The 19,898-nt window shown below is 73.2% G+C and carries 16 protein-coding genes; 7 read left to right on the top strand and 9 right to left on the bottom strand.

The genetic code is table 11. The features are described from left to right. Positions 1–2: 2 nt before the first annotated feature. Positions 3–1,709 carry a cytochrome c oxidase subunit I gene (gene ctaD, locus ACIQR3_RS34980; protein WP_403545167.1) on the bottom strand — a complete coding sequence of 569 codons (1,707 nt, stop codon included), beginning with the start codon at positions 1,707–1,709 and terminating at the stop codon, positions 3–5. Between the two features lie 374 nt (positions 1,710–2,083). Here ctaD and ACIQR3_RS34985 point away from each other — a divergent pair, with 374 nt between their 5' ends. Next, on the top strand, positions 2,084–3,373 hold the full coding sequence (locus ACIQR3_RS34985) for a cytochrome P450 (protein ID WP_403545169.1): 1,290 nt from the start codon (positions 2,084–2,086) through the stop codon (positions 3,371–3,373). Here the strand turns inward: ACIQR3_RS34985 and ACIQR3_RS34990 are convergent. Then, positions 3,314–4,687: an MFS transporter gene (locus ACIQR3_RS34990; protein WP_403545170.1), complete on the bottom strand. Its 1,374-nt coding sequence runs from the start codon at positions 4,685–4,687 to the stop codon at positions 3,314–3,316. The two genes, ACIQR3_RS34985 and ACIQR3_RS34990, sit on opposite strands and share 60 nt — an antisense overlap. A gap of 100 nt (positions 4,688–4,787) precedes the next feature. On the opposite strand from ACIQR3_RS34990, the gene ACIQR3_RS34995 reads away from it, so the two are divergent. Next, positions 4,788–5,309 (top strand): MarR family winged helix-turn-helix transcriptional regulator, encoded by a 522-nt coding sequence (locus tag ACIQR3_RS34995; protein ID WP_403545172.1) that lies wholly within the window; start codon positions 4,788–4,790, stop codon positions 5,307–5,309. Positions 5,310–5,327: 18 nt separating this feature from the next. Here the strand turns inward: ACIQR3_RS34995 and ACIQR3_RS35000 are convergent, their stop codons facing one another. Genes ACIQR3_RS35000 through ACIQR3_RS35010 form a run of 3 tightly spaced genes read right to left on the bottom strand, consistent with a single transcriptional unit; the run spans position 5,328 to position 7,760 of the window. Continuing rightward, positions 5,328–6,218, bottom strand: coding sequence for an alpha/beta fold hydrolase (locus ACIQR3_RS35000; protein ID WP_403545174.1), 891 nt, complete (start codon positions 6,216–6,218; stop codon positions 5,328–5,330). Between the two features lie 14 nt (positions 6,219–6,232). Then, on the bottom strand, positions 6,233–7,189 hold the full coding sequence (locus ACIQR3_RS35005) for an amidohydrolase family protein (protein ID WP_403545176.1): 957 nt from the start codon (positions 7,187–7,189) through the stop codon (positions 6,233–6,235). A gap of 10 nt (positions 7,190–7,199) precedes the next feature. Continuing rightward, complete coding sequence (locus tag ACIQR3_RS35010; RefSeq protein ID WP_403545178.1) at positions 7,200–7,760, bottom strand: quercetin 2,3-dioxygenase; 561 nt, start codon at positions 7,758–7,760, stop codon at positions 7,200–7,202. Between the two features lie 86 nt (positions 7,761–7,846). Between ACIQR3_RS35010 and ACIQR3_RS35015 the strand changes: the two genes are divergently transcribed. Next, positions 7,847–8,752, top strand: coding sequence for a helix-turn-helix transcriptional regulator (locus ACIQR3_RS35015; RefSeq protein ID WP_403545180.1), 906 nt, complete (start codon positions 7,847–7,849; stop codon positions 8,750–8,752). Here the strand turns inward: ACIQR3_RS35015 and ACIQR3_RS35020 are convergent. Beyond that, positions 8,739–10,622 (bottom strand): ABC transporter ATP-binding protein, encoded by a 1,884-nt coding sequence (locus tag ACIQR3_RS35020; protein WP_403545219.1) that lies wholly within the window; start codon positions 10,620–10,622, stop codon positions 8,739–8,741. The two genes, ACIQR3_RS35015 and ACIQR3_RS35020, sit on opposite strands and share 14 nt — an antisense overlap. Positions 10,623–10,760: 138 nt before the next feature. Here ACIQR3_RS35020 and ACIQR3_RS35025 point away from each other — a divergent pair, with 138 nt between their 5' ends. Beyond that, on the top strand, positions 10,761–11,753 hold the full coding sequence (locus tag ACIQR3_RS35025) for a YbhN family protein (RefSeq protein WP_403545182.1): 993 nt from the start codon (positions 10,761–10,763) through the stop codon (positions 11,751–11,753). Between the two features lie 33 nt (positions 11,754–11,786). Here ACIQR3_RS35025 and ACIQR3_RS35030 read toward each other — a convergent pair whose 3' ends face one another. Both ACIQR3_RS35030 and ACIQR3_RS35035 read right to left on the bottom strand, forming a co-directional pair. After that, on the bottom strand, positions 11,787–13,406 hold the full coding sequence (locus ACIQR3_RS35030; protein ID WP_403545184.1) for a VWA domain-containing protein: 1,620 nt from the start codon (positions 13,404–13,406) through the stop codon (positions 11,787–11,789). Between the two features lie 23 nt (positions 13,407–13,429). Beyond that, complete coding sequence (locus ACIQR3_RS35035) at positions 13,430–14,620, bottom strand: AAA family ATPase (RefSeq protein WP_403545221.1); 1,191 nt, start codon at positions 14,618–14,620, stop codon at positions 13,430–13,432. A gap of 463 nt (positions 14,621–15,083) precedes the next feature. Between ACIQR3_RS35035 and ACIQR3_RS35040 the strand changes: the two genes are divergently transcribed. Both ACIQR3_RS35040 and ACIQR3_RS35045 read left to right on the top strand, forming a co-directional pair. Next, a complete protein-coding gene (locus ACIQR3_RS35040) occupies positions 15,084–16,169 on the top strand; it encodes a mechanosensitive ion channel family protein (RefSeq protein ID WP_403545186.1) in 1,086 nt (361 codons plus the stop codon). Between the two features lie 199 nt (positions 16,170–16,368). Further along, positions 16,369–18,588 (top strand): NADP-dependent isocitrate dehydrogenase, encoded by a 2,220-nt coding sequence (locus ACIQR3_RS35045; protein WP_403545188.1) that lies wholly within the window; start codon positions 16,369–16,371, stop codon positions 18,586–18,588. 68 nt (positions 18,589–18,656) lie between these two features. On the opposite strand, the gene ACIQR3_RS35050 is transcribed toward ACIQR3_RS35045, so the two are convergent. Next, positions 18,657–18,998 (bottom strand): DUF5713 family protein, encoded by a 342-nt coding sequence (locus ACIQR3_RS35050; RefSeq protein ID WP_403545190.1) that lies wholly within the window; start codon positions 18,996–18,998, stop codon positions 18,657–18,659. An 84-nt stretch (positions 18,999–19,082) separates the two neighbouring features. Between ACIQR3_RS35050 and ACIQR3_RS35055 the strand changes: the two genes are divergently transcribed. Then, complete coding sequence (locus tag ACIQR3_RS35055) at positions 19,083–19,880, top strand: N-formylglutamate amidohydrolase (protein ID WP_403545192.1); 798 nt, start codon at positions 19,083–19,085, stop codon at positions 19,878–19,880. The last annotated feature ends 18 nt before the right edge of the window (positions 19,881–19,898 follow it).

Here is a 19,898-nt window from a genome sequence, read left to right on the forward strand (position 1 = left end):
GCTCAGCCCGCCGTCCCGGTCCCGGCCTGGACCCCGGCCCCGGTCCCGGCGCGGGCGATGTCCGGGTGGTGCAGGTCGAAGGCCGGGGCCTCGGAGCGGATGCGGGGCAGGGAGGCGAAGTTGTGCCGGGGCGGCGGGCAGGAGGTCGCCCACTCCAGGGAACGGCCGTAGCCCCAGGGGTCGTCGGCCTCCACCGTCGTACCGTACTTGGCGGTCTTCCAGACGTTGTAGAAGAACGGCAGGATCGACATGCCGAGCAGGAAGGAGCCGATGCTGGAGAGGGTGTTGAGGGCGGTGAAACCGTCGGCGGCCAGGTAGTCGGCGTACCGGCGGGGCATGCCCTCGGCGCCGAGCCAGTGCTGGACGAGGAAGGTGAGGTGGAAGCCGGCCGTGAGCGTCCAGAAGGTGAGCTTGCCGAGGCGTTCGTCGAGCATCTTGCCGGTGAACTTGGGCCACCAGAAGTGGAACCCGGCGAACATCGCGTACACGACCGTGCCGAACACCGTGTAGTGGAAGTGGGCGACCACGAAGTACGAGTCGGACAGGTGGAAGTCGAGCGGCGGTGAGGCGAGGATGACGCCGGTCAGACCGCCGAACAGGAACGTGACGAGGAAGCCGGTGGTCCACAGCATCGGCGTCTCGAAGGACAGCGAGCCCTTCCACATGGTGCCGATCCAGTTGAAGAACTTCACCCCGGTCGGGACCGCGATCAGGAAGGTCATGAAGGAGAAGAACGGCAGCAGCACGCCGCCGGTGGTGTACATGTGGTGGGCCCATACGGTCACCGACAGACCGGCGATGGCGATGGTGGCGCCGATCAGGCCCAGGTAGCCGAACATCGGCTTGCGGGCGAAGACCGGGACGACCTCGGAGACGATGCCGAAGAACGGCAGCGCCAGGATGTACACCTCGGGATGGCCGAAGAACCAGAACAGGTGCTGCCACAGCAGGGCCCCGCCGTTGGCCGCGTCGAAGACATGGCTGCCGAACCTGCGGTCGCACTCCAGCGCGAACAGGGCCGCCGCGAGGACCGGGAAGACCATGAGGATCAGCAGCGCGGTCAGCAGCACGTTCCAGGTGAAGATCGGCATCCGGAACATGGTCATGCCGGGGGCGCGCATGCAGACGATGGTGGTGATGAAGTTGACCGCGCCGAGGATCGACCCGAACCCGGAGAGCGCCACGCCCATGATCCACAGGTCGGCGCCGACCTGCGGCGAGTGCACGGCGTCGGAGAGCGGCGCGTACAGGAACCAGCCGAAGTCGGCCGCGCCGCCCGGGGTGAGCAGACCGGCCGCCGCTATCGAGGAGCCGAACAGGAACAGCCAGTAGGCGAGCATGTTGAGCCGGGGGAAGGCGACGTCCGGGGCGCCGATCTGGAGCGGCATGATCCAGTTGGCGAAGCCGGTGAACAGCGGCATGGCGAACATCAGCAGCATGATCGAGCCGTGCATGGTGAACGCCTGGTTGAACTGCTCGCCCGACACGATCTGGAGCCCCGGCCGGGCGAGTTCGGCCCGCATCAGCAGCGCCATCACCCCGCCGACGACGAAGAACGCGAACGCGGAGACCAGGTACAGCGTCCCGATCCTCTTGTGGTCGGTGGTCGTCAGCCACTCCACCCACGACGGCCGGCGCGCGCTCCGCGCTGCCGGGCGTACCGGCACCTTCGCCGCCGGCTCCGCCTGGTCCACCTGTGTTCCGTCCACGGGACGACGTCCTCCCCATCCGTTCGAGTCGCACACGGACCGGGAGACACCGCGCGACGGGGGATGACCGCGGCGCCTCCCGGCCGCCGCCCCATGATCCGCGGAGCGGCCCCCCGGCCGGACAGGGCCGAACGGCCCCGGCAGCGGCCGACGACAGGGCCAGACGTCCCTCCGGCGCGAGGCGCGGTGTCACAGACCGGGGCACCGGTCGGTCATGTCCTGTGAAACCGCGCGCAGAACCTCCATCTCCCGACTGATCCACCCCTCCGCCGGTTCGCCCCTGATCGGCCGGAATCGGCCTTGCGTACGGGACGCCCGGTGGGTGGACAAAAGGTGGGGTACGTCCGGCCTGTGCGCCCACAGAAGGAGAAGCCGTGTCCGAGCAGAACCTCTTCGTTCTCGACCCCACTGCCTCCGACCACCACGCCGAGGACCGGGCGCTGCGCGCCCGCGGGCCGGCCACCCGGGTGGACGTCCTCGGGGTGACCGCGTGGTCCGTCAGTGACCCGCGGTTGCTGAAACAGCTGCTGACCAGCCCTCAGGTCTCCAAGGACGGCCGGGCCCACTGGCCCGGCTTCGCCGAGACCGTCGCCACCTGGCCCCTCGCCCTGTGGGTCGCGGTGAACAACATGTTCACGGCGTACGGCGGTGATCACCGCAGGCTGCGCCGGATGGTCGCGCCGGCCTTCGGCGCCCGGCGGATCCAGGCCATGCGCCCGGCCGTGGAGTCCATCGTCACCTCGCTCCTCGACGGCCTCGACGCCCGGCCCGCCGGGCAGGTCGTGGATCTGCGCGAGCAGCTCGCCTACCCGCTGCCGATCGCCGTGATCGGCCGGCTCATGGGTGTCCCCGTCGACCAGCGCAAGGACTTCCGCGCCCTGGTCGACGGGGTCTTCGCCACCACGCTCAGCGCCGAGGAGGCCGCCGCCAACACCGCCTCGCTGTACGCGGCGATGGAGCGGCTGGTCGCGGCCAAGCGGGCCGAGCCGGGCGACGACATGACCTCACTGCTGATCGCCGCGCGGGACGAGGAGGGCGACGGCGGCGGGTTCACGGACGAGGAACTGCTCGGCACGCTGATCCTGATGATCAGCGCCGGGTACGAGACGACCGTCAACGTCATCGACCAGGCCGTCACGGCCCTGCTGACCGACGCCGAGCAGCTCGGTCACCTCCGGGCCGGCCGGGCGACCTGGGAGGACCTCGTCGAGGAGACCCTGCGGCACGAACCGGCGATCAAACACCTCCCCCTGCGGTTCGCCCTCGCGGACATCCCGCTGCCCGACGGGCAGGTGATCGCGCGGGGCGAGGCGATCCTCGCGTCGTACGGCGCCGCCAACCGGCACCCCGGCTGGCACGGGCCGGCCGCCGACCGTTTCGACGTCACCCGGCCGGCCAAGGACCACCTGGCGTTCGGCCACGGTGTGCACTTCTGCCTCGGCGCGCCGCTCGCCCGCCTGGAGCTGGTCACCGTGCTGCGGCAGCTCTTCGAGCGGTTCCCCGAGATCGAACTCGCCGTACCGGCCGAGGAGTTGGTCCCGCTGGCCTCGCTGATCAGCAACGGCCACCAGTCGCTGCCGGTGCGTCTGCGGCCGGCCGGCCGCTCAGGCGCCGGGTTCGGAGCGGCCGTGCAGGCGGACGCCGAGGAGCACCACGGCCAGTGAGACGGCGCCGACCGCCGCCGCGCTCCAGACGCCCGCCCGCACCCCGAGCGGCAGGAGTACGGCGGCGGCGAGCGCTGCGCCCAGTTCCCGGCCGCCCGCGGTGACGCCCGAGGCGACGCCCTCCTTGCCCCGCTGGGCGCGGGCCAGTCCGGCCGCGGACGTCGTGGGGACCAGCAGGCCCCAGCCGGCGCCCATCAGGACGAGCGGGGCGACCAGCGCGCCGTAGTGGTCGAAGACCAGCGGAATGACGGCCAGGGCGGCGATCAGCAGGACCGAGCCGAGGATCATCGCGCCCCGCACACCGAGGCGGCCGATGATCCGGCCGGCGGCGAGCGCCGCGACGATGTTGCCGCCGGCCAGCGGCAGCAGGGCCACCCCGGCGACGAAGGGGGTCATGCCCAGCTCGTCCTGGAAGCCCATGCTGGTGATGTACAGGGTGCCGAAGAAGGCGGCGGTGCCCACCACCGTGACGACGGCGTTGGCGCTGAACGGCACGTCCCGCAACTGGCTCAGCGGCAGCATCGGCGCGGGTGCGCGCCGCTCGACCCGGCCGAAGACCCAGACCGCCGCGCAGGCGACGACGACGCCGGCGGCCAGGACCGCGGGCGGCAGTGCCCGCCAGTCGTGCGCGAGGAAGGCCACGAGGCCGAGCAGCACCACCATGACGAGCAGCCCGGGCAGGTCCAGCCTCGCCCCGCCGCCGCGCAGCAGCGGCAGTACGGGCCGCCCCACCAGGGCGAAGGCGACGGCGAGGACGGCGACGGCCAGGAACATGGCACGCCAGGAGGAGACCGACACCAGGGCGCCGCACAGCACCGGCCCCAGGGCGGCCCCCAGGGCGTTGGCGCCGGCCCAGATGCCGATGGCCCAGGACAGGCGGCCGGGGACGTCCTGGTACACGAACTGGATCAGGGCCAGCGCGGACGGCAGGACGAGCGCCGCCCCCACCCCTTCGCCGAAGGTGCCGACGACCACGAGGCTCACGGTGGGGGCGGCGGCGGCCACGAGGCTGAAGACGGTGAAGATCCCCAGCCCCACCAGGAAGATCCGCCGCGCCCCGAACCGGTCGGTCAGCGCGCCGCCGGTCAGCGACAGCATGGCGAAGGCCAGGGTGTAGCCGGAGAGGACCCAGCCGATGGCCGTGTCCCCCGCGTCGAAGGTGGAGCGGATCTCGGGGGAGGCGATGTTGAGGCCGGAGGTCAGCAGGATCACCAGGAGGGTGCCCAGACTGGTGCTGGCCAGCACGGTGCCCGGCGAGCGGCGCCGGGGGGCCAGCGCGTCGCGGGCGGCCGGTGAGGAGACTTCACTTTGCATGTCACCGAGCGTATAGGTAGTTCGCGAGCGAACCAAGTGGACCGAGTGGTCCTGCTTGGTAAGCTTGTGCACCCAGCACAGGAAAGGGCGCGAACGAAACATGATCGGAACCGACGCCGTCGACACCGCGACCCGGGAGTGGGCGGCGGCCTGTCCGCGCCTGGACGTCTCGCCGGGTGAGGTCCTCGCCCGGGTCCAGCGCCTCGCCCAGCTGATCGAGGAGGCGCAGAGCCGGCGGCTGCGCCGGCGTCCGGGCATGGTCGTCAACAACCTGGGTGACTTCGACGTCCTGCGGGCGCTACGGCGGGCCGGTCCGCCGTACGCCCTGACCCCGACGCGGCTGCGGGAGGCCATGCTGGTCTCCGGGGCCGGGCTGAGCGGCCGGCTGAAGCGGCTGGAGCGGGAAGGGTGGATCGCCCGTACGGCCTCCCCGGACGACGGGCGGTCCTCCCTGGTGAGTCTCACCCCGGAGGGCGTGGCGGACCTGGACCGGGACCTGGACGGCCACTACGCCTTCGAGTCCGATCTGCTGCGCGCCCTGGACGTCGAGGGGCGCGACCGGCTGGCCGGGGACCTGCGCGCCCTGCTCCTCGACCTGGAACCCCGCCAGTCCCGCCCGTGACGCGCCCCGACGGCCCCCTCAGGCGCCCGTGCAGCGGCGGGCGAAGGTGAGGGTGCGGGCGTAGCAGTCCTCGGCGTCCGCGTCGGACAGGCCCACCCAGAGGTGGTCGCCCCCGGTGACCAGGCGCAGGTCGGGGTGGTGCCCGGCGGCGCGCAGGGCCTCGGCGAGGCGGACCGACTGCCGGGCCGGGACCAGGGAGTCGTCGGTGCCGTGCAGCAGGAGGAAGGGCGGCGCGTCGGGTCCGGCGTGGGTGACCGGACTGGCGTCGCGGGCCGCCTCGGGCCGGTCCGCCGGGGGCCCGCCGAGCAGCAGCGCCTCGTAGGAGGAGGGGTCGTGGGCGTCGTACGTGCCCGCGGGGCGGTCCTCGGCGAGGCCGGGCAGGTCGGTGGGGGCGTACCAGGTGACGCACCCGGCGACGGTGCCCGGCGGCTGGGTCAGGGCGGTCAGCGCGGCGAGGTGTCCGCCGGCCGACTCGCCCCACAGGACGGTGCGCGCGGGGTCGAGTCCGAGGTCGCCCGCGCGGGCGCGCAGCCAGGCCAGTACGGCGGCCAGGTCGCCCTGCTGGGCGGGGTGCGGGGCCTCGCCGCTGAGCCGGTAGTCGGGGCAGACGACGGCGAACCCGGCCCGGGCGAGCCGGGCGAAGGGTCCCGGCGTCCAGTCGCGGAAGCGGGGGCCGAGGTCGTCGCGCAGTCCCGCCCGCCAGCCGCCGCCGTGGACGAAGACGACGACCGGCAGCGGTCCGGTGGCGTCCTCGGGCAGCCACAGGTCGGCGGTGAGCGGGCGGCTCCCCTCGGGGAGGGCGTACACCGCGCCGCGCAGCAGCGTCACGCCGTCGGCGGGGCGGGCCGGGTGCGGCAGCGGCAGGGCGGCCGGGTCGGGCGGGGCCAGCAGGTGGAAGGGGAAGGTCACGGCGGTGCCTTACGTCAGGCGGTACGGGGCAGGATGCGGCGGGCGTTGGCCGTGGTGAGGGTGCGCCAGTCGGCGTGGCCCTCGGGGGCGGGGGCCGCGTCCAGGCCCGCGACGTGCGCCTCCACACCGGCGGCGGGGGTCCAGCAGTGGTCGCTGCCGTACAGGAGGCGGTCGGTGCCGACCAGGTTCAGCAGCGCGGGGAGCTGGCGGGGCAGGGCAGGGCCGGCCAGGTCGTAGTAGAGGCGGCGGAGCTGTTCGACGGCGTCCGGGGCGTCGGTGCCGGCCGGCATGAACATCTTCATGAACCCGTTGATCCGGTCGGCGAGGACCGGCAGCGCGCCGCCGCAGTGCGGCACGATCACCGTGAGGTTCCGGTACCGGCCGAGGGTGCCGGCCATCAGCAGGTCGGTGACGGTGCGGGCGGTGTCGAAGATGAACTCGACCATCGGGCGGGGGCGGCCGAGGGCGGACTGCTCCCAGCACACGGGCGAGGTCGGGTGCAGGAAGACGACCGCGCCGCGCCGGTCCAGCTCGGCCCAGACCGGCTCCAGGTCCGGGTTGCCGAGGTAGGTGCCGTGGGTGTTGGTCTCCAGGACCACACCGTCGGCGCCGAGGGTGTCGTAGGCGTACGCGATCTCCTCCAGCGCACCGTCGGTGTCCGGCAGCGGCAGGGAGGCGAACAGGCCGAAGCGGCCGGGGTGGGCGCGTACGGTGTCGGCGCCGTCCTCGTTGACCTCGCGGGCCAGCCGGCGGGCGGCGGTGTCGTCGCCGAAGTGGATGCCGGGCGAGGAGATCGACAGCATCGAGGTCTCGATGGAGCAGCGGTCCATCAGCTCCAGGTGCGCCTGCGCCGACCAGGTGGGCCAGGCGGGCACGCCGTCGGGCAGTTCGTGGCCGGCCGCGCGGGCCTGGCGGACGTAGGAGTCGGTGACGAAGTGGGCGTGGACGTCGAGGTAGCCGGGGGTGCTCATGTACCGCTGCTCACTTTCCCGTGCGCCACTGGTGGTCGGGCAGGAAGTTCACGTCGTACTGCTGCGGCACGGTGCCGAACTTGTGCGGCTCGGGCACGAACGGGCGCTGCGGCGGGGAGAGTTCGTCGGTGGGGGTGCCGAGGTTCTCGAAGAACCGCTCGAAGGTGCCGCCCGGTCCGGCCGCCACGCCGACGATGCGGCTGTGGTGGCGTTCGATGCGGTAGGCGTGCGGGCAGTTCTTCGGGACGAAGCCGAAGTCGCCGACGGTGAGCAGCTTCTCGTACTGCTCGCCCTCCAGGTCCTCCACGAACAGCCGCACGGCGCCGTCGGTGATGTAGAAGACCTCGTAGGTGTCGGGGTGGGAGTGGGCGGGGATGATGTCGCCCTTGGGGCCCTCGCAGGTGAAGAAGTTGAACGTGTTCTCGGTCTGCTCGCCGCCGGCGTAGATGGTGAACATGTCGGTGAAGAGGTGGGCGCGGTCGCCCATGCCCTTCTCGATGAAGTACGGCTTGCCCGGCTCCGGCGGGATGTGGGAGCGCCGGCGGTAGCGGGTGGCGAACTCGATGGTCATGGGGGTCGGTCCTCTCTGCGGCTCGGACGGCTCCCGCCAACCTAGAACCGGCCCCGGCGGGTGGTCGGCATACACTCGGGCACGCGATGAAGAAAAACGGACAGTTCGCGGGCGGCCGTCCGACGGGCGGTGTTCCGACGGTGTCCTACCATCCGACACCGGGCCGGCCACCGGGGCTGGAGGTGCTCGACCTGCCGGGCCTCGCCGCCCGCGCCGACCAGCGGGAACGCCCGCTCACCGGGCCGGTGCGCCCGGCCTTCCACCTGGTCGTTTCGGTACGGGGCGGGCGGCTGGCGTGCGCGGTGGACTTCACCTCGTACACGCTGGGCGCGGGCGACTGGCTGTGGGTGTGGCCGGGCCAGGTGATCCAGTTCCCGGACGGGCCCGGGGACGCCGACGCCACCGTACTGGTGTTCCCGTCCGGTTTCCCGAGCGCCGCGACGGACGCCCTGATCCGGGACGGCGAGCACGTCCCGTACCGGCTGATCACCCCGGAGCCGGGGCGGCAGGCGGCGCTGCTGCGGCTGCTCGACGCCCTGGTCGAGGAGCACGCGGGGCTCGGCGACCTGACGCTGGAGGCGTACGTCGAGACGCTGCGCGATCTGCTCTCGGTGATCCTCGTGCGGCTGGTCCACCTCGCCGACCCGCGCCGCCGGACGCGTCCCGGCGGCAGCGAGCCGTTCCACCGGTTCCGGCGGGCGGTCGAGGAGGACTTCGGGCGGACCCACCGGGTGGAGGACTACGCCGCCCGGCTGGGCTACAGCCCGCGCACGCTCACCCGGGCCACCCGGGCGGCGCTCGGGGTCGGCGCCAAGCGCTTCATCGACGACCGGGTGCTGCTGGAGGCGAAACGCCTGCTCATCCACACCTCGCTGGCGCCGGCCACCATCGGGGAGCGGATCGGGTTCGGCTATCCGACCGCCTTCAGCGCGTTCTTCCGGCAGCGCACCGGGATGACGCCCACCGAGTTCCGGACCCTCACGAAGCCCTGAGGGCGGTGTCGTCCCGCCGGTTCTCGAACTGGCCGCGGTACAGCTCGGCGTACCGGCCGCCGGCGGCGAGGAGACCGTCGTGGGTGCCGCGTTCCACGACGCGGCCGGCCTCGATCACCAGGATCTGGTCGGCGGCGCGGACCGTGGACAGGCGGTGGGCGATGACGACGGCGGTCCGGTCCGCCAGGGCCTCGGTGAGCGCTTCCTGGACGGCTGCCTCCGAGGTGTTGTCGAGGTGGGCGGTGGCCTCGTCGAGGATGACGACGCGCTGGCGGGCCAGCAGCAGCCGGGCGATGGTCATCCGCTGGCGCTCACCGCCGGACAGGCGGTAGCCGCGTTCGCCGACCACCGTGTCCAGGCCGTCGGGCAGGGACCGTACGAGGCCGTCGAGGCGGGCGCGGCCCAGGGCGTCCCACAGGTCGGCCTCGGCGGCGTCGGGGCGGGCGAGCAGGAGGTTGGCGCGGACCGTGTCGTGGAAGAGGTGGCCGTCCTGGGTGACCATGCCGACGGTGGCGCGCAGCGACGCGGCGGTCAGTTCCCGCACGTCGGTGCCGCCGACGCGTACGGTGCCCGAGTCGGCGTCGTACAGGCGCGGCAGCAACTGGGCGACGGTGGACTTGCCGGCGCCGGAGGAGCCGACGAGGGCGACGGTCCGGCCGGGCTCGGCGCGGAAGGAGATGCCGTGCAGGACCTCGGCGCCGCCCCGGCCGTCCAGGGCGGCGACCTCCTCCAGGGAGGCGAGGGAGACCTTGTCGGCCGAGGGGTAGGCGAAGCGGACGTCGTCGAACTCGACGGCGACGGGGCCGTCGGGGACCGGGCGGGCGTCGGGCCGCTCCTCGATCAGCGGCTTCAGGTCGAGCACCTCGAAGACCCGCTCGAAGCTGACCAGCGCGCTCATCACCTCCACCCGGGCCCCGGCGAGCGCGGTGAGCGGCGCGTACATGCGGGTCAGCAGCAGCGCCAGGGCGACGACGGCGCCCGGCTCCAGGGTGCCGCGCAGGGCGAGCCGGCCGCCGAGGCCGTAGACCAGGGCGAGGGCGAGCGCGGAGACCAGGGTGAGGGCGGTGATGAACGCGGCCTGCGCGGTCGCGGTGCGCACCCCGATGTCCGCGACCCGGCGGGCCCGCTCGGCGAACTGCGCCGACTCGTCCTCGGGCCGGCCGAACAGTTTGACCAGGGTGGCGCCGGGCGCGGAGAACCGCTCGGTCATCCGGGTGCCCATCGCGGCGTTGAGGGCGGCGGCCTCGCGCTGCATCCGGGCCATCCGGCGGCCCATGCGGCGGGCCGGGACCACGAAGACGGGCAGCAGCACCAGCGCGAGCAGGGTGATCTGCCAGGACAGGGTGAGCATGACGGCGAGGGTGAGCAGCAGCGTCACCAGGTTGCTGACGACTCCGGAGAGGGTGTTGCTGAACGCCCGCTGGGCGCCGATGACGTCGTTGTTGAGACGGGAGACCAGGGCTCCCGTACGGGTCCGGGTGAAGAACGCGACCGGCATGCGCTGCACATGGTCGAAGACGGCCGTCCGCAGATCGAGGATGAGCCCCTCGCCGAGCCGCGCCGACAGCCTCCGGGAGAGGATGCCGAGCCCCGCCTCCGCGACGGCGATCGCGGCGATCAGCAGGGCGAGGCGTACGACGGTGTGCTCGTCGCCGCCGGACACGATCGCGTCCACGACGCGGCCGGCCAGGACGGGGGTGGCGACCGCGAGCAGCGCGGTGACCACGCCGAGCAGCACGAACCAGGTGATCCGGCGGCGGTGCGGGCGGGCGAAGGCGCCGATGCGGCGCAGGGTGGCGCGGGCGAAGGGGCGGCGGTCCCGCTCGGCGTTGAGGACGCTGTGCAGCTGGGTCCAGGCGGTGGTCTCCATGCTCATGCCGCAGACGGTAGAACCTCAAGCAATCTTGAGGTCAACATCGAGGTCAGCGGCGGTCCGCTGTCCGCCCGTAAGCCGCCGTCCCCGCTGCTGCCACCGGGAGTTGGCGCGAGACGGGAACGCTCTGCCGGTGTGACAGCCGTACACCTCCCCGAAGCTCCCCCGGGACGATCCCCCCGGCGGGCGCGCCGCGTCCCGGCCCACCGGATCCGCCAGGTCCTGTGCCTGCTCCCGCTCGTGCTCGTCGCCGTGGTCGCCGTGCGGCAGCGGTCGGTGCTCGCCGAGGGCGTCAGGCACCTCGCCACGGCCAGCTGGCCCTGGCTGCTGGCCGCCGTCGCCGCCACCTGTCTGACCTGGGTCGCCGCCGCCTGCACCCGGCAGGGCGCCGTAGTTCAGCGGCTGCCCGGCGGACGGCTGCTGGCCACCCAGTTCGCGGCCGGCGCCGCCAACCACCTGCTGCCCAGCGGCCTGGGCGCGGGCGCGGTCAACCTGCGGTTCATGACGGTGTGCGGGCTGCCGCTGGCCCGCTCCTCGGCCGCGCTCGCCCTGTACCTGCTGGCCGAGAGCGTCGGCCGGGTGGCGCTGCTCGGGGTGCTGCTGCTCGCCTTCCCCGGCGCGCTGCGGCTCGGGGCGCTGCTGCCCGAGGGGTTCGCCGGCCCCCTGCTGCTCGGCACGGTGGCGGTGCTGGTGGTGGCGGCGGGCGTACTGGCGCTGGTGCGGCGGGTGCGCACGGCCGTGACCGGCTTCCTGCGCACCGCGCTCGGCGAGGCCCGTTCGGTGCACACCCGTCCGGCGCGGGCGCTGGCGCTGTGGGGCGGTTCGCTGGCCTTCCCCGCGCTGCAGGCGACCGCGCTGGTGCTGACGGGACGGGCGCTGGGGCTGCCGGTGCCGGCCGCGCACATGGCGCTGGCGTACCTGGCGGCGACGGTCGCGGTGGCGCTGGTGCCCACGCCGGGCGGCCTGGGGTCGGTCGAGGCCGCGCTGGTGGTGGCGCTGGTGGCGGCGGGCGGCCCGGCGGCCGTGGCGACGGCGGTGGTGCTGGCCTACCGGATCATCACCGTCTGGCTGCCGTTGCTGCCGGGGGCGCTGACGCTGGGGGCGCTGGTACGGCTGAAGGTCATCTGAGCGGGCGGCCGGCCCCCGGGCCGGATCGCCGGGTCAGATGACCCGGAAGAGGTCGGCGGCGGCGTGCACGTCCGTGAGGTCGTCGACGGTACGGAGGTTGTCGCACAGGGCCTCCAGGACCGAGCCGGTCTCGGCCGCGTCCGGGACGCCGATGGCCACGCCGAAGAGGCGGAAGCCCAGCCGGTGTCTGGCCTCGTTCCAGCCGCGGGTCCACGCCTCGGTGACCTCGCACGCGTCGTCGGTGATCAGCACGATGTCGCCGCGCCCGCGCGCCGCGTCGTCGAGTTCCGCCGCCAGGATGTCGACGGCGGCCGACAGCGGCCGCTGGAAGTCGGTGCCGCCGCCGAGGAAGGTCTCCGCGAACTCGACGACCTCGGCGGCCTCGGCGGGCCGGTCGGCCGGGAAGCGGAAGACGCGGAGCTTGTCGGCGGCGGAGAAGAGGATGCCGACGAAGTCGCGCCGCGCCGCGCGGGCCTGGTCCAGCAGCGCCAGGGCACAGGCCTTGGACCACGCTTCCCGGGTGATGCCGCCGGGCCCTTGCGCGTACATGGAGTGCGAGGTGTCGACGCACGCGATGACGGCGCCCCGGCCGGTGTCCTGCTCGCCCTGGCTGTCGTAGAGCATCAGTTCGCCGGCGGCGTAGCGGGCGGCGAAGACCGCGCGCAGGCCGGGCAGGCCGAGGTGGGCCAGTTCGGAGGGGATGACGCGGGAGAGGTCGTCGCCGAGGGTGACGCCGACCAGTTCCCCGGTGGTGTTCTCCACCTTGCGGGCGCGTTCGCCGCCGGCCATCTGCCGGAAGCGGCCGATCAGTTCGGCCCACCGGGCGAGCCGGCCGGTGCGCAGCCGTTCGGCGAGCCGGGCCCGCTGGTCGAACGGCAGCCGCTCCAGCTCGCCGGGACCGATGCCCCACGCGCGCGTCAGCGCGGCCTCCTGCCGGACGGTCCGGGCCGCCCGTGCCACCGCGGTGCGCGCGGCGGCACGGACCTGGCCGCCCGCCGCCGCGAGGGCCCCTTGGGCGGCCCGGGCCGCCTGCCGGGCGGCGGCGTCGGCGGTCTCGGCGGCCCGGATCGCCCGCTGGACGGCGTCGGCGGCCCGGTCGGGCACGGTGCCGTCCGCTCCGGCCTCCTCGGCGGCCTCCCGGAGCGCCTCGCCCACGGCGCCCGCCGCGCCGTCGGCGGCCCGCCGGGCCCCGCTCGCCCGCTCGGCCTGTTCCTGGGCGTCCCGCGAACCGGCGAGCATCCGGCGCAGTTCGGCGGCCTGGGCGAGTACGGCCATGGCGGCGGCATAGGGGTCGCCCGCCGTCTCCCGGCGCAGCTCGGCGAAGTCCGCCGACTCGGCCAGCGCGGCGACGACCTGGTGGTTCACCAGCCGGGAGGGGTCCATCTCCGCGCGCTCGCGCAGCAGCGGGACGGGCTGGTAGGCGGCCACGAACACATCGGCCAGCAGGTCGGTGGCGTGCTCGTAACGCTCGTTCAGCTCCTCGGCCAGCTCGCGCAGGCCCGCCGACCGGCCGTAGGTGTCGCGCCAGGCGATGCGTTCGAAGGGGTCCGTGACCACGGCCGCGGTGTGCCGCTCGGGGGTGCCGGCCGAGCGGCCCAGCCAGGTCCCGGCGCGGGCCGCCAGTGCGTCGAGCCTGCCGGGTGTCGCGTCCATGTCCTGTCCGTCCTCGCCGCCGTTCAGAACTGGGCCTGCACCATGCTCGCGTCCACGCCGAGGGCCTCGGTGAGGACCCGGGCGCGGACCGCGCGCTGGCGGCCGGTGACCCGGTCGATGGCGGCGGTGGAACGGCCGGCGCCCGCTGCCTCCGCGCGCAGCTTCTCCAGCCGTTTGCCCGCCGTGGCGAGCTTGTTGTGGGCGTGCTTGATGACCCACTCGCTCAGGGCCTCACGGGACTGCCCGGCCATGGCGTCGAGCTGGGCCTCCAGTTCGTCGAGGGTGTCGGCCAGGTCGAGCGCCTCCTTGGCGTCCGGGTTGACCAGGTGCAGCACCTCGCGCTCGACGGTCGGGCGCTGGGCGGGCGAGTCCCACAGCACGTGGGTCAGCACCGACAGGTCGGTCTCGGCGACCGCCGGGCGGCCGTCGAGGTACGCGGACGCCTGGAGCAGCCGCACCGCCTGCCGCCAGCGGCGGTCGGAGGCGACGAGTTCCTTGCGGCGCAGGGCGGCCCGCAGCGTGCACGCCGCGTCCACGATCGCGTCGGGGACCGCCACGTCCGGCACGGCCCCGGTCACGGCCTGCCGCAACGCGGCCAGCGAGACGGTGGTCCTGGCCGGTGGCTCCGGGCGGCTGACGGCGGAGCGGACCAGCGCGGCGAAGTTCGAGGGGTCGGCCAGGTAGCCGACCTCGATCCGGACCAGCAGCCGGTCGTAGATCGCGGCCGAGTCCTCGCCGGTGGGCAGTTCGTTGCTCGCCGTGATGGCGCCGATCAGGGGGCAGCGGATCGGCTCGCCGCCGTTCTCGGGGTGGTAGATCCGCTCGTTGAGATAGCCCAGCGTCTCGTTCAGCGCGGCCGTGGAGCACTTGAAGATCTCGTCGATGAACGCCACGTGCGCGGTGGTGGCGCGGCCCTCGTAGACCTGCCGGTACTCGCCGCGGGCGAGCGCGGCCACGTCGATGGGGCCGAACATCCTGGTCGGCGCGGTGAACTTGGACAGCAGGATCTCCCAGTAGGAGGCCCCCTCGACGCGGCCCGTGAGTTCCCGAGCCAGTTCGGACTTGGCCGTGCCGGGCGGGCCGAGCAGCAGCGAGTGCTGTCCGGCCAGCAGCGTCACCACCAGCGTCCGCACCACGTCGTCCCGCTCGTAGAAGCGGTCCGACAGCTCACCGCAGATCGCCCGCAGCCGCGCGGCCGTGTCCCGCGCGGGCACGGTGCCTGCCTCCCGTACGGCGCCTCCCTCCCGTAAGGCACTCACCTCCCGTAAGGCACTTGTGTCCCGCACGCCCGTGTCCCGCGCGGTCGCCTCCCGCGCGTCCTGTGCCCCCACGTACGACTCCTCGAAATGAACGACGCCTGAACCCTCGCTTCGCGCCCGAGCAAGATAACGCGGACGGTCCGGCCCGGGGCCGCCGCCGTCGTACCCGGCCCGGTCCCGGTGCGGTGGTGCGGTACCCGTCGTCCGTACGGCCCGGTGGCCGAAGCCCCTCCCCCGGCCCGCGGACGCGGTACGTCCACCGGCCGGGATGCGGCAGGATGAGCGGTCGCGCCGCTCGAACAGATCACCGAGCGGTGTGATCGCCCTTCCGGAATCGAGCAGGTGACGACGTGACGAGACTTCACATCCGGCCGTCGGCGAGGACCCTCGCCGCCGCTTCCCTCCCCGGAGGTGACCGGTGACCCGCGACCTCACCGTGGACGACCTGGTGGTGGCCGGCATCGCCCTGGCCGCCGGGCTGCTGGCCGCCTTCCTGCTGCGCGCGCTGCTGCGCTGGCTGGCCGGACACGCCGGCCGCACCCGCTGGAGCGGGGACGACGTGATCGTGGCCGCGCTGCGCACGGTGGCACCGTGGGCAGCGGTCTCGGGCGGGGTCGCGGGCGCCGCGGCGGCGCTGCCGCTGAACCGCACGATCCAGCACACCGTCAACCAGACGCTGACGGTCCTCCTCATCTTCGTCGTGACGGTGTCCGCGGCGCGGGTGATCGCCGGGCTGGTGCGGACGGTCACGACCTCCCGCTCCGGGGTCGCCGGGTCGGCCACGATCTTCGTCAACATCACCCGGGTGCTGGTGCTGGCCATCGGCTTCCTGGTGGTGCTGCAGACCCTGGGCATCTCCATCGCCCCGCTGCTCACCGCCCTGGGTGTGGGCGGTCTGGCGGTCGCCCTGGCCCTCCAGGACACCCTCGCGAACCTCTTCGCGGGCATCCACATCCTCGCCTCGAAGACCGTGCAGCCCGGGGACTACATCCGGCTCAGCAGCGGTGAGGAGGGCTACGTCGAGGACATCAACTGGCGCCAGACCACCGTCCGCGACCTGTCCAACAACCTGGTCGTGATCCCCAACGGGCAGCTCGCCAAGACGAACATGACCAACTTCATGCGGCCCGAGCAGCAGCTGACCATCACCGTCCAGGTCGGCGTCGCCTACGACAGCGACCTGGAGCAGGTGGAACGGGTGACGGCCGAGATCGTCACCGAGGTCATGACGGAGATCACCGGTGCCGTGCCGGAGCACGAGCCGGCGATCCGCTTCCACACCTTCGGCGACTCCCGCATCGGCTTCACCGTCATCCTCGGCGTCGGCGAGTTCAGCGACCAGTACCGGATCAAGCACGAGTTCATCAAGCGGCTGCACCGGCGCTACCGCGAGGAGGGCATCCGCATCCCCTCCCCCGCCCGGACGGTCGCCCTCCAGCAGGGAGCGGTGGTCTTCCCCCAGCAGCGCACGGGTGAGGACACCGCGCAGCCGGTGCACGACTGACACCCGCGGCCGGAGCCGACGGACACCCGTCGGCTCCGGCCCGGAAGTCCGGCCCGGAAGTCCGGCCCGGAAGTCCGGCCCGGAAGTCCGGCTCCGGAAGTCGCCCCCGGGAACTCCGCGGCGGACCCCTGTCGAGACCAGGCCGGTCACGAGATATCTTGATGTCGAGCAATGTTGCAGACGTGGAGCGGAGCACCCGGTGACTGACTCGACCATCATCTATACGCACACTGACGAGGCCCCGGCCCTGGCAACGTATTCCTTCCTGCCGGTGGTCCGGGCGTACGCCTCGCAGGCGGGTGTCCCCGTGGAGACCCGGGACATCTCGCTGGCCGGACGCATCATCGCCGTGTTCCCGGAGTACCTCACCGAGGACCAGCGCATCCCGGACGCCCTCGCCGAGCTGGGCGAGCTGGCCAAGACCCCCGCGGCCAACATCATCAAGCTGCCGAACATCTCGGCGTCGATCCCGCAGCTCAAGGCCGCCGTCGCCGAACTGCAGGCCCAGGGCTACGCGCTGCCCGACTACCCGGACGACCCGAAGACCGACGAGGAGCGCGACATCCGCGCCCGCTACGACAAGGTCAAGGGCTCCGCGGTCAACCCGGTCCTGCGCGAGGGCAACTCCGACCGCCGCGCCCCCGCCTCGGTCAAGAACTACGCCAAGACCCACCCGCACCGCATGGGCGCCTGGACCGCCGAGTCCAAGACCAACGTGGCGACCATGGGCGAGAACGACTTCCGCTCCACCGAGAAGTCCGTGGTGATCGCCGAGGACGGCGCGCTGCGCATCGAGCTGGCCGGCGACGACGGCACCACCACCGTGCTGCGCGAGTCCGTCCCGGTGAAGAAGGGCGAGGTCGTCGACGCCTCCGTGCTGCGCGTCGCCGCGCTGCGCGAGTTCCTCACCGCGCAGGTCGCCCGCGCCAAGGCCGAGGGCATCCTGTACTCGGTGCACCTGAAGGCCACGATGATGAAGGTCTCCGACCCGATCATCTTCGGCCACGTGGTGCGCGCCTTCTTCCCGAAGACGTTCGCGAAGTACGGCGAGACCCTCGCCGCGGCCGGCCTGACCCCGAACGACGGTCTGGGCGGCATCTACAAGGGGCTGGAGTCCCTGCCCGAGGGCGCCGAGATCAAGGCGTCCTTCGACGCCGAGCTGGCCGAGGGCCCCGAGCTGGCGATGGTCGACTCCGACAAGGGCATCACCAACCTGCACGTGCCCTCCGACGTCATCATCGACGCCTCCATGCCGGCCATGATCCGCACCTCCGGCCACATGTGGGGCCCCGACGGCCAGGAGCACGACGCCCTCGCCGTCATCCCGGACTCCTCCTACGCCGGCGTGTACCAGGCCGTCATCGACGACTGCCGCGCCAACGGCGCCTACGACCCGTCGACCATGGGTTCGGTCCCGAACGTCGGCCTCATGGCGCAGAAGGCCGAGGAGTACGGCAGCCACGACAAGACCTTCGAGATCCCCACCACGGGCACGGTCCGCCTGGTCGACGCCGACGGCAACGCCGTCCTGGAGCAGACGGTCTCCGCCGGCGACATCTTCCGCGCCTGCCAGACCAAGGACGCCCCGATCCGCGACTGGGTGAAGCTCGCCGTCACCCGCGCCCGCGCCACCGGCGACCCGGCCGTCTTCTGGCTGGACGAGGGCCGCGCCCACGACGCCAACCTGATCGCCAAGGTCGAGGAGTACCTGCCGGAGCACGACACCGAGGGCCTGGACATCCGGATCCTCAGCCCGGTGGAGGCCACCAAGCTCTCGGTGGAGCGCATCCGCCGCGGCGAGAACACCATCTCGGTCACCGGCAACGTGCTGCGCGACTACCTCACCGACCTCTTCCCCATCCTGGAGCTGGGCACCAGCGCCAAGATGCTGTCGGTGGTCCCGCTGATGGCGGGCGGCGGCCTGTTCGAGACGGGCGCCGGCGGCAGCGCGCCGAAGCACGTCCAGCAGCTGGTCAAGGAGAACTACCTGCGCTGGGACTCGCTGGGCGAGTTCTTCGCGCTGGTGCCGTCCCTGGAGCAGTTCGCCGAGGCCACGGGCAACACCCGCGCCAAGGTCCTCGCGGACGCCCTGGACCGCGCGACGGCGACCTTCCTCAACGAGGACAAGTCCCCGACCCGCCGCGTCGGCGGCATCGACAACCGCGGCAGCCACTTCTACCTGTCCCTGTACTGGGCCCAGGAGCTGGCCCGGCAGACCGACGACGCGGAGCTGGCCAAGGCCTTCGCCCCGCTCGCCGAGACGCTCACCGCCAACGAGGCGAAGATCGTCGAGGAGCTGAACGCCGTCCAGGGCAAGCCCGCGGAGATCGGCGGCTACTACCAGCCCGACCCGGCCAAGGCCGCCGAGGTCATGCGCCCGTCGGCGACCTGGAACGAGGCGCTGGCGACCCTCGCCTGATCCGAACGACAGGCCCTGAGGCAGTCGGCACCCCGTCTCCGCAGCGGCGGAGGCGGGGTGCCCGTCTCTCACCACGCGCGCGGCGCGATCAGCTCCTCGGCATCGGCGTCCGGGAAGCCGTACGCCTGGGCGACGAACCGGAAGTCCTCGGCTATCGCCTCCCGGGCGACGGTCTCGATCTCGCTGCCGGCCTCGGCGAACGCCTCCTCCAGCGCGTTGAACTCCTCGGTGGCCGCGTGGGTCAGCGCGTACAGCGCCGCGACGTCGACGGGGCGCTCGGCCTCGATGCGCTCGCACAGCCGACGCAGGACGTCCCTGCCCCGGTCCACCACGTGGTCCGGGTAGTACCCGTCCTCGTACATCGCCTTCAGGAACGGGTGTGCGGCCACCCGCTGCTCGGTGATCGGCATGATGCCCCCTCGGTCGTCCCGGTCTTCCGGTCCCGCACCCCCGATACTGCCGCACCCCACTGACAACGCCCCCGGGAGCAGCCCGTGACCGACGCCCCGCCCGCCTTCGACCTGCTTCCCGGCGCCGACGCCTCCCCGGTCGTCCTGCACGTGCCGCACGCCGCCCGGCGCATTCCGCCGGCTGTCCGGGCCGGCCTCGTCCCGGACGACGAGAAGCTGGCGCGGGAGCTGGACCACATCACCGACGCGCACACGGACTCGCTCGCCGAAGCGGCGGCCGGGCTGGCCGCCGTCCCGCCGTGGCGGTTCGTCAACCGGCTCTCCCGGCTGGTCGTCGACCCCGAGCGGTTCCCGGACGAACGGGAGGAGATGACGGCCGTCGGAATGGGCGCCGTGTACACGCGGACCTCGCACCGTGAGGTCCTGCGGGCCGGCGGCACCGACCCGGAGCCGCTGGTCGAGCGGTACTTCCGGCCGTACGCGCGGGCGATGACCGAGGCGGTGGCCGGCCGGCTCGCCGCCACCGGGCGCGCGGTGATCATCGACGTGCACTCGTACCCCACCGAGCCGCTCCCCTACGAACTGCACGGTGCGGGTCCGCGCCCGCCGGTCTGCCTGGGCACGGACGGCTTCCACACCTCGCCCGAACTGCTCGCCGCGGCCCGGGAGGCGTTCGCGCCGTGCGGGGAGACGGGGCTGGACAGCCCGTTCAGCGGGACGTACGTACCGCTGGACTTCTACGGGAAGCGGGCCGAGGTCGGCGCGCTGATGGTGGAGATCCGCCGGGACACGTACATGTCCGAGCCCGGCGGCCCGGCCGGCCCCGGGCTGTCCCGGCTGGCCACGTCCCTGGCCGCCCTCGTCGACGCGGTCTCCGGCTGACCGGTCCGCCCGCCCCGC

This window comes from Streptomyces sp. NPDC090994, assembly GCF_044768905.1.
Classification (GTDB): domain Bacteria; phylum Actinomycetota; class Actinomycetes; order Streptomycetales; family Streptomycetaceae; genus Streptomyces.

Excerpts from the sequence above, each read along its gene's own strand:
- ACIQR3_RS35020 (WP_403545219.1), bottom strand. The coding sequence starts at position 10,622 with ATGGAGACCACCGCCTGGACCCAGCTGCACAGCGTCCTCAACGCCGAG.
- ACIQR3_RS35015 (WP_403545180.1), top strand. The coding sequence starts at position 7,847 with ATGAAGAAAAACGGACAGTTCGCGGGCGGCCGTCCGACGGGCGGTGTT.
- ACIQR3_RS35050 (WP_403545190.1), bottom strand. The coding sequence starts at position 18,998 with ATGCCGATCACCGAGCAGCGGGTGGCCGCACACCCGTTCCTGAAGGCG.
- ACIQR3_RS35010 (WP_403545178.1), bottom strand. The coding sequence starts at position 7,760 with ATGACCATCGAGTTCGCCACCCGCTACCGCCGGCGCTCCCACATCCCG.
- ACIQR3_RS35030 (WP_403545184.1), bottom strand. The coding sequence starts at position 13,406 with ATGGACGCGACACCCGGCAGGCTCGACGCACTGGCGGCCCGCGCCGGG.
- ACIQR3_RS35005 (WP_403545176.1), bottom strand. The coding sequence starts at position 7,189 with ATGAGCACCCCCGGCTACCTCGACGTCCACGCCCACTTCGTCACCGAC.
- ACIQR3_RS34995 (WP_403545172.1), top strand. The coding sequence starts at position 4,788 with ATGATCGGAACCGACGCCGTCGACACCGCGACCCGGGAGTGGGCGGCG.
- ACIQR3_RS34990 (WP_403545170.1), bottom strand. The coding sequence starts at position 4,687 with ATGCAAAGTGAAGTCTCCTCACCGGCCGCCCGCGACGCGCTGGCCCCC.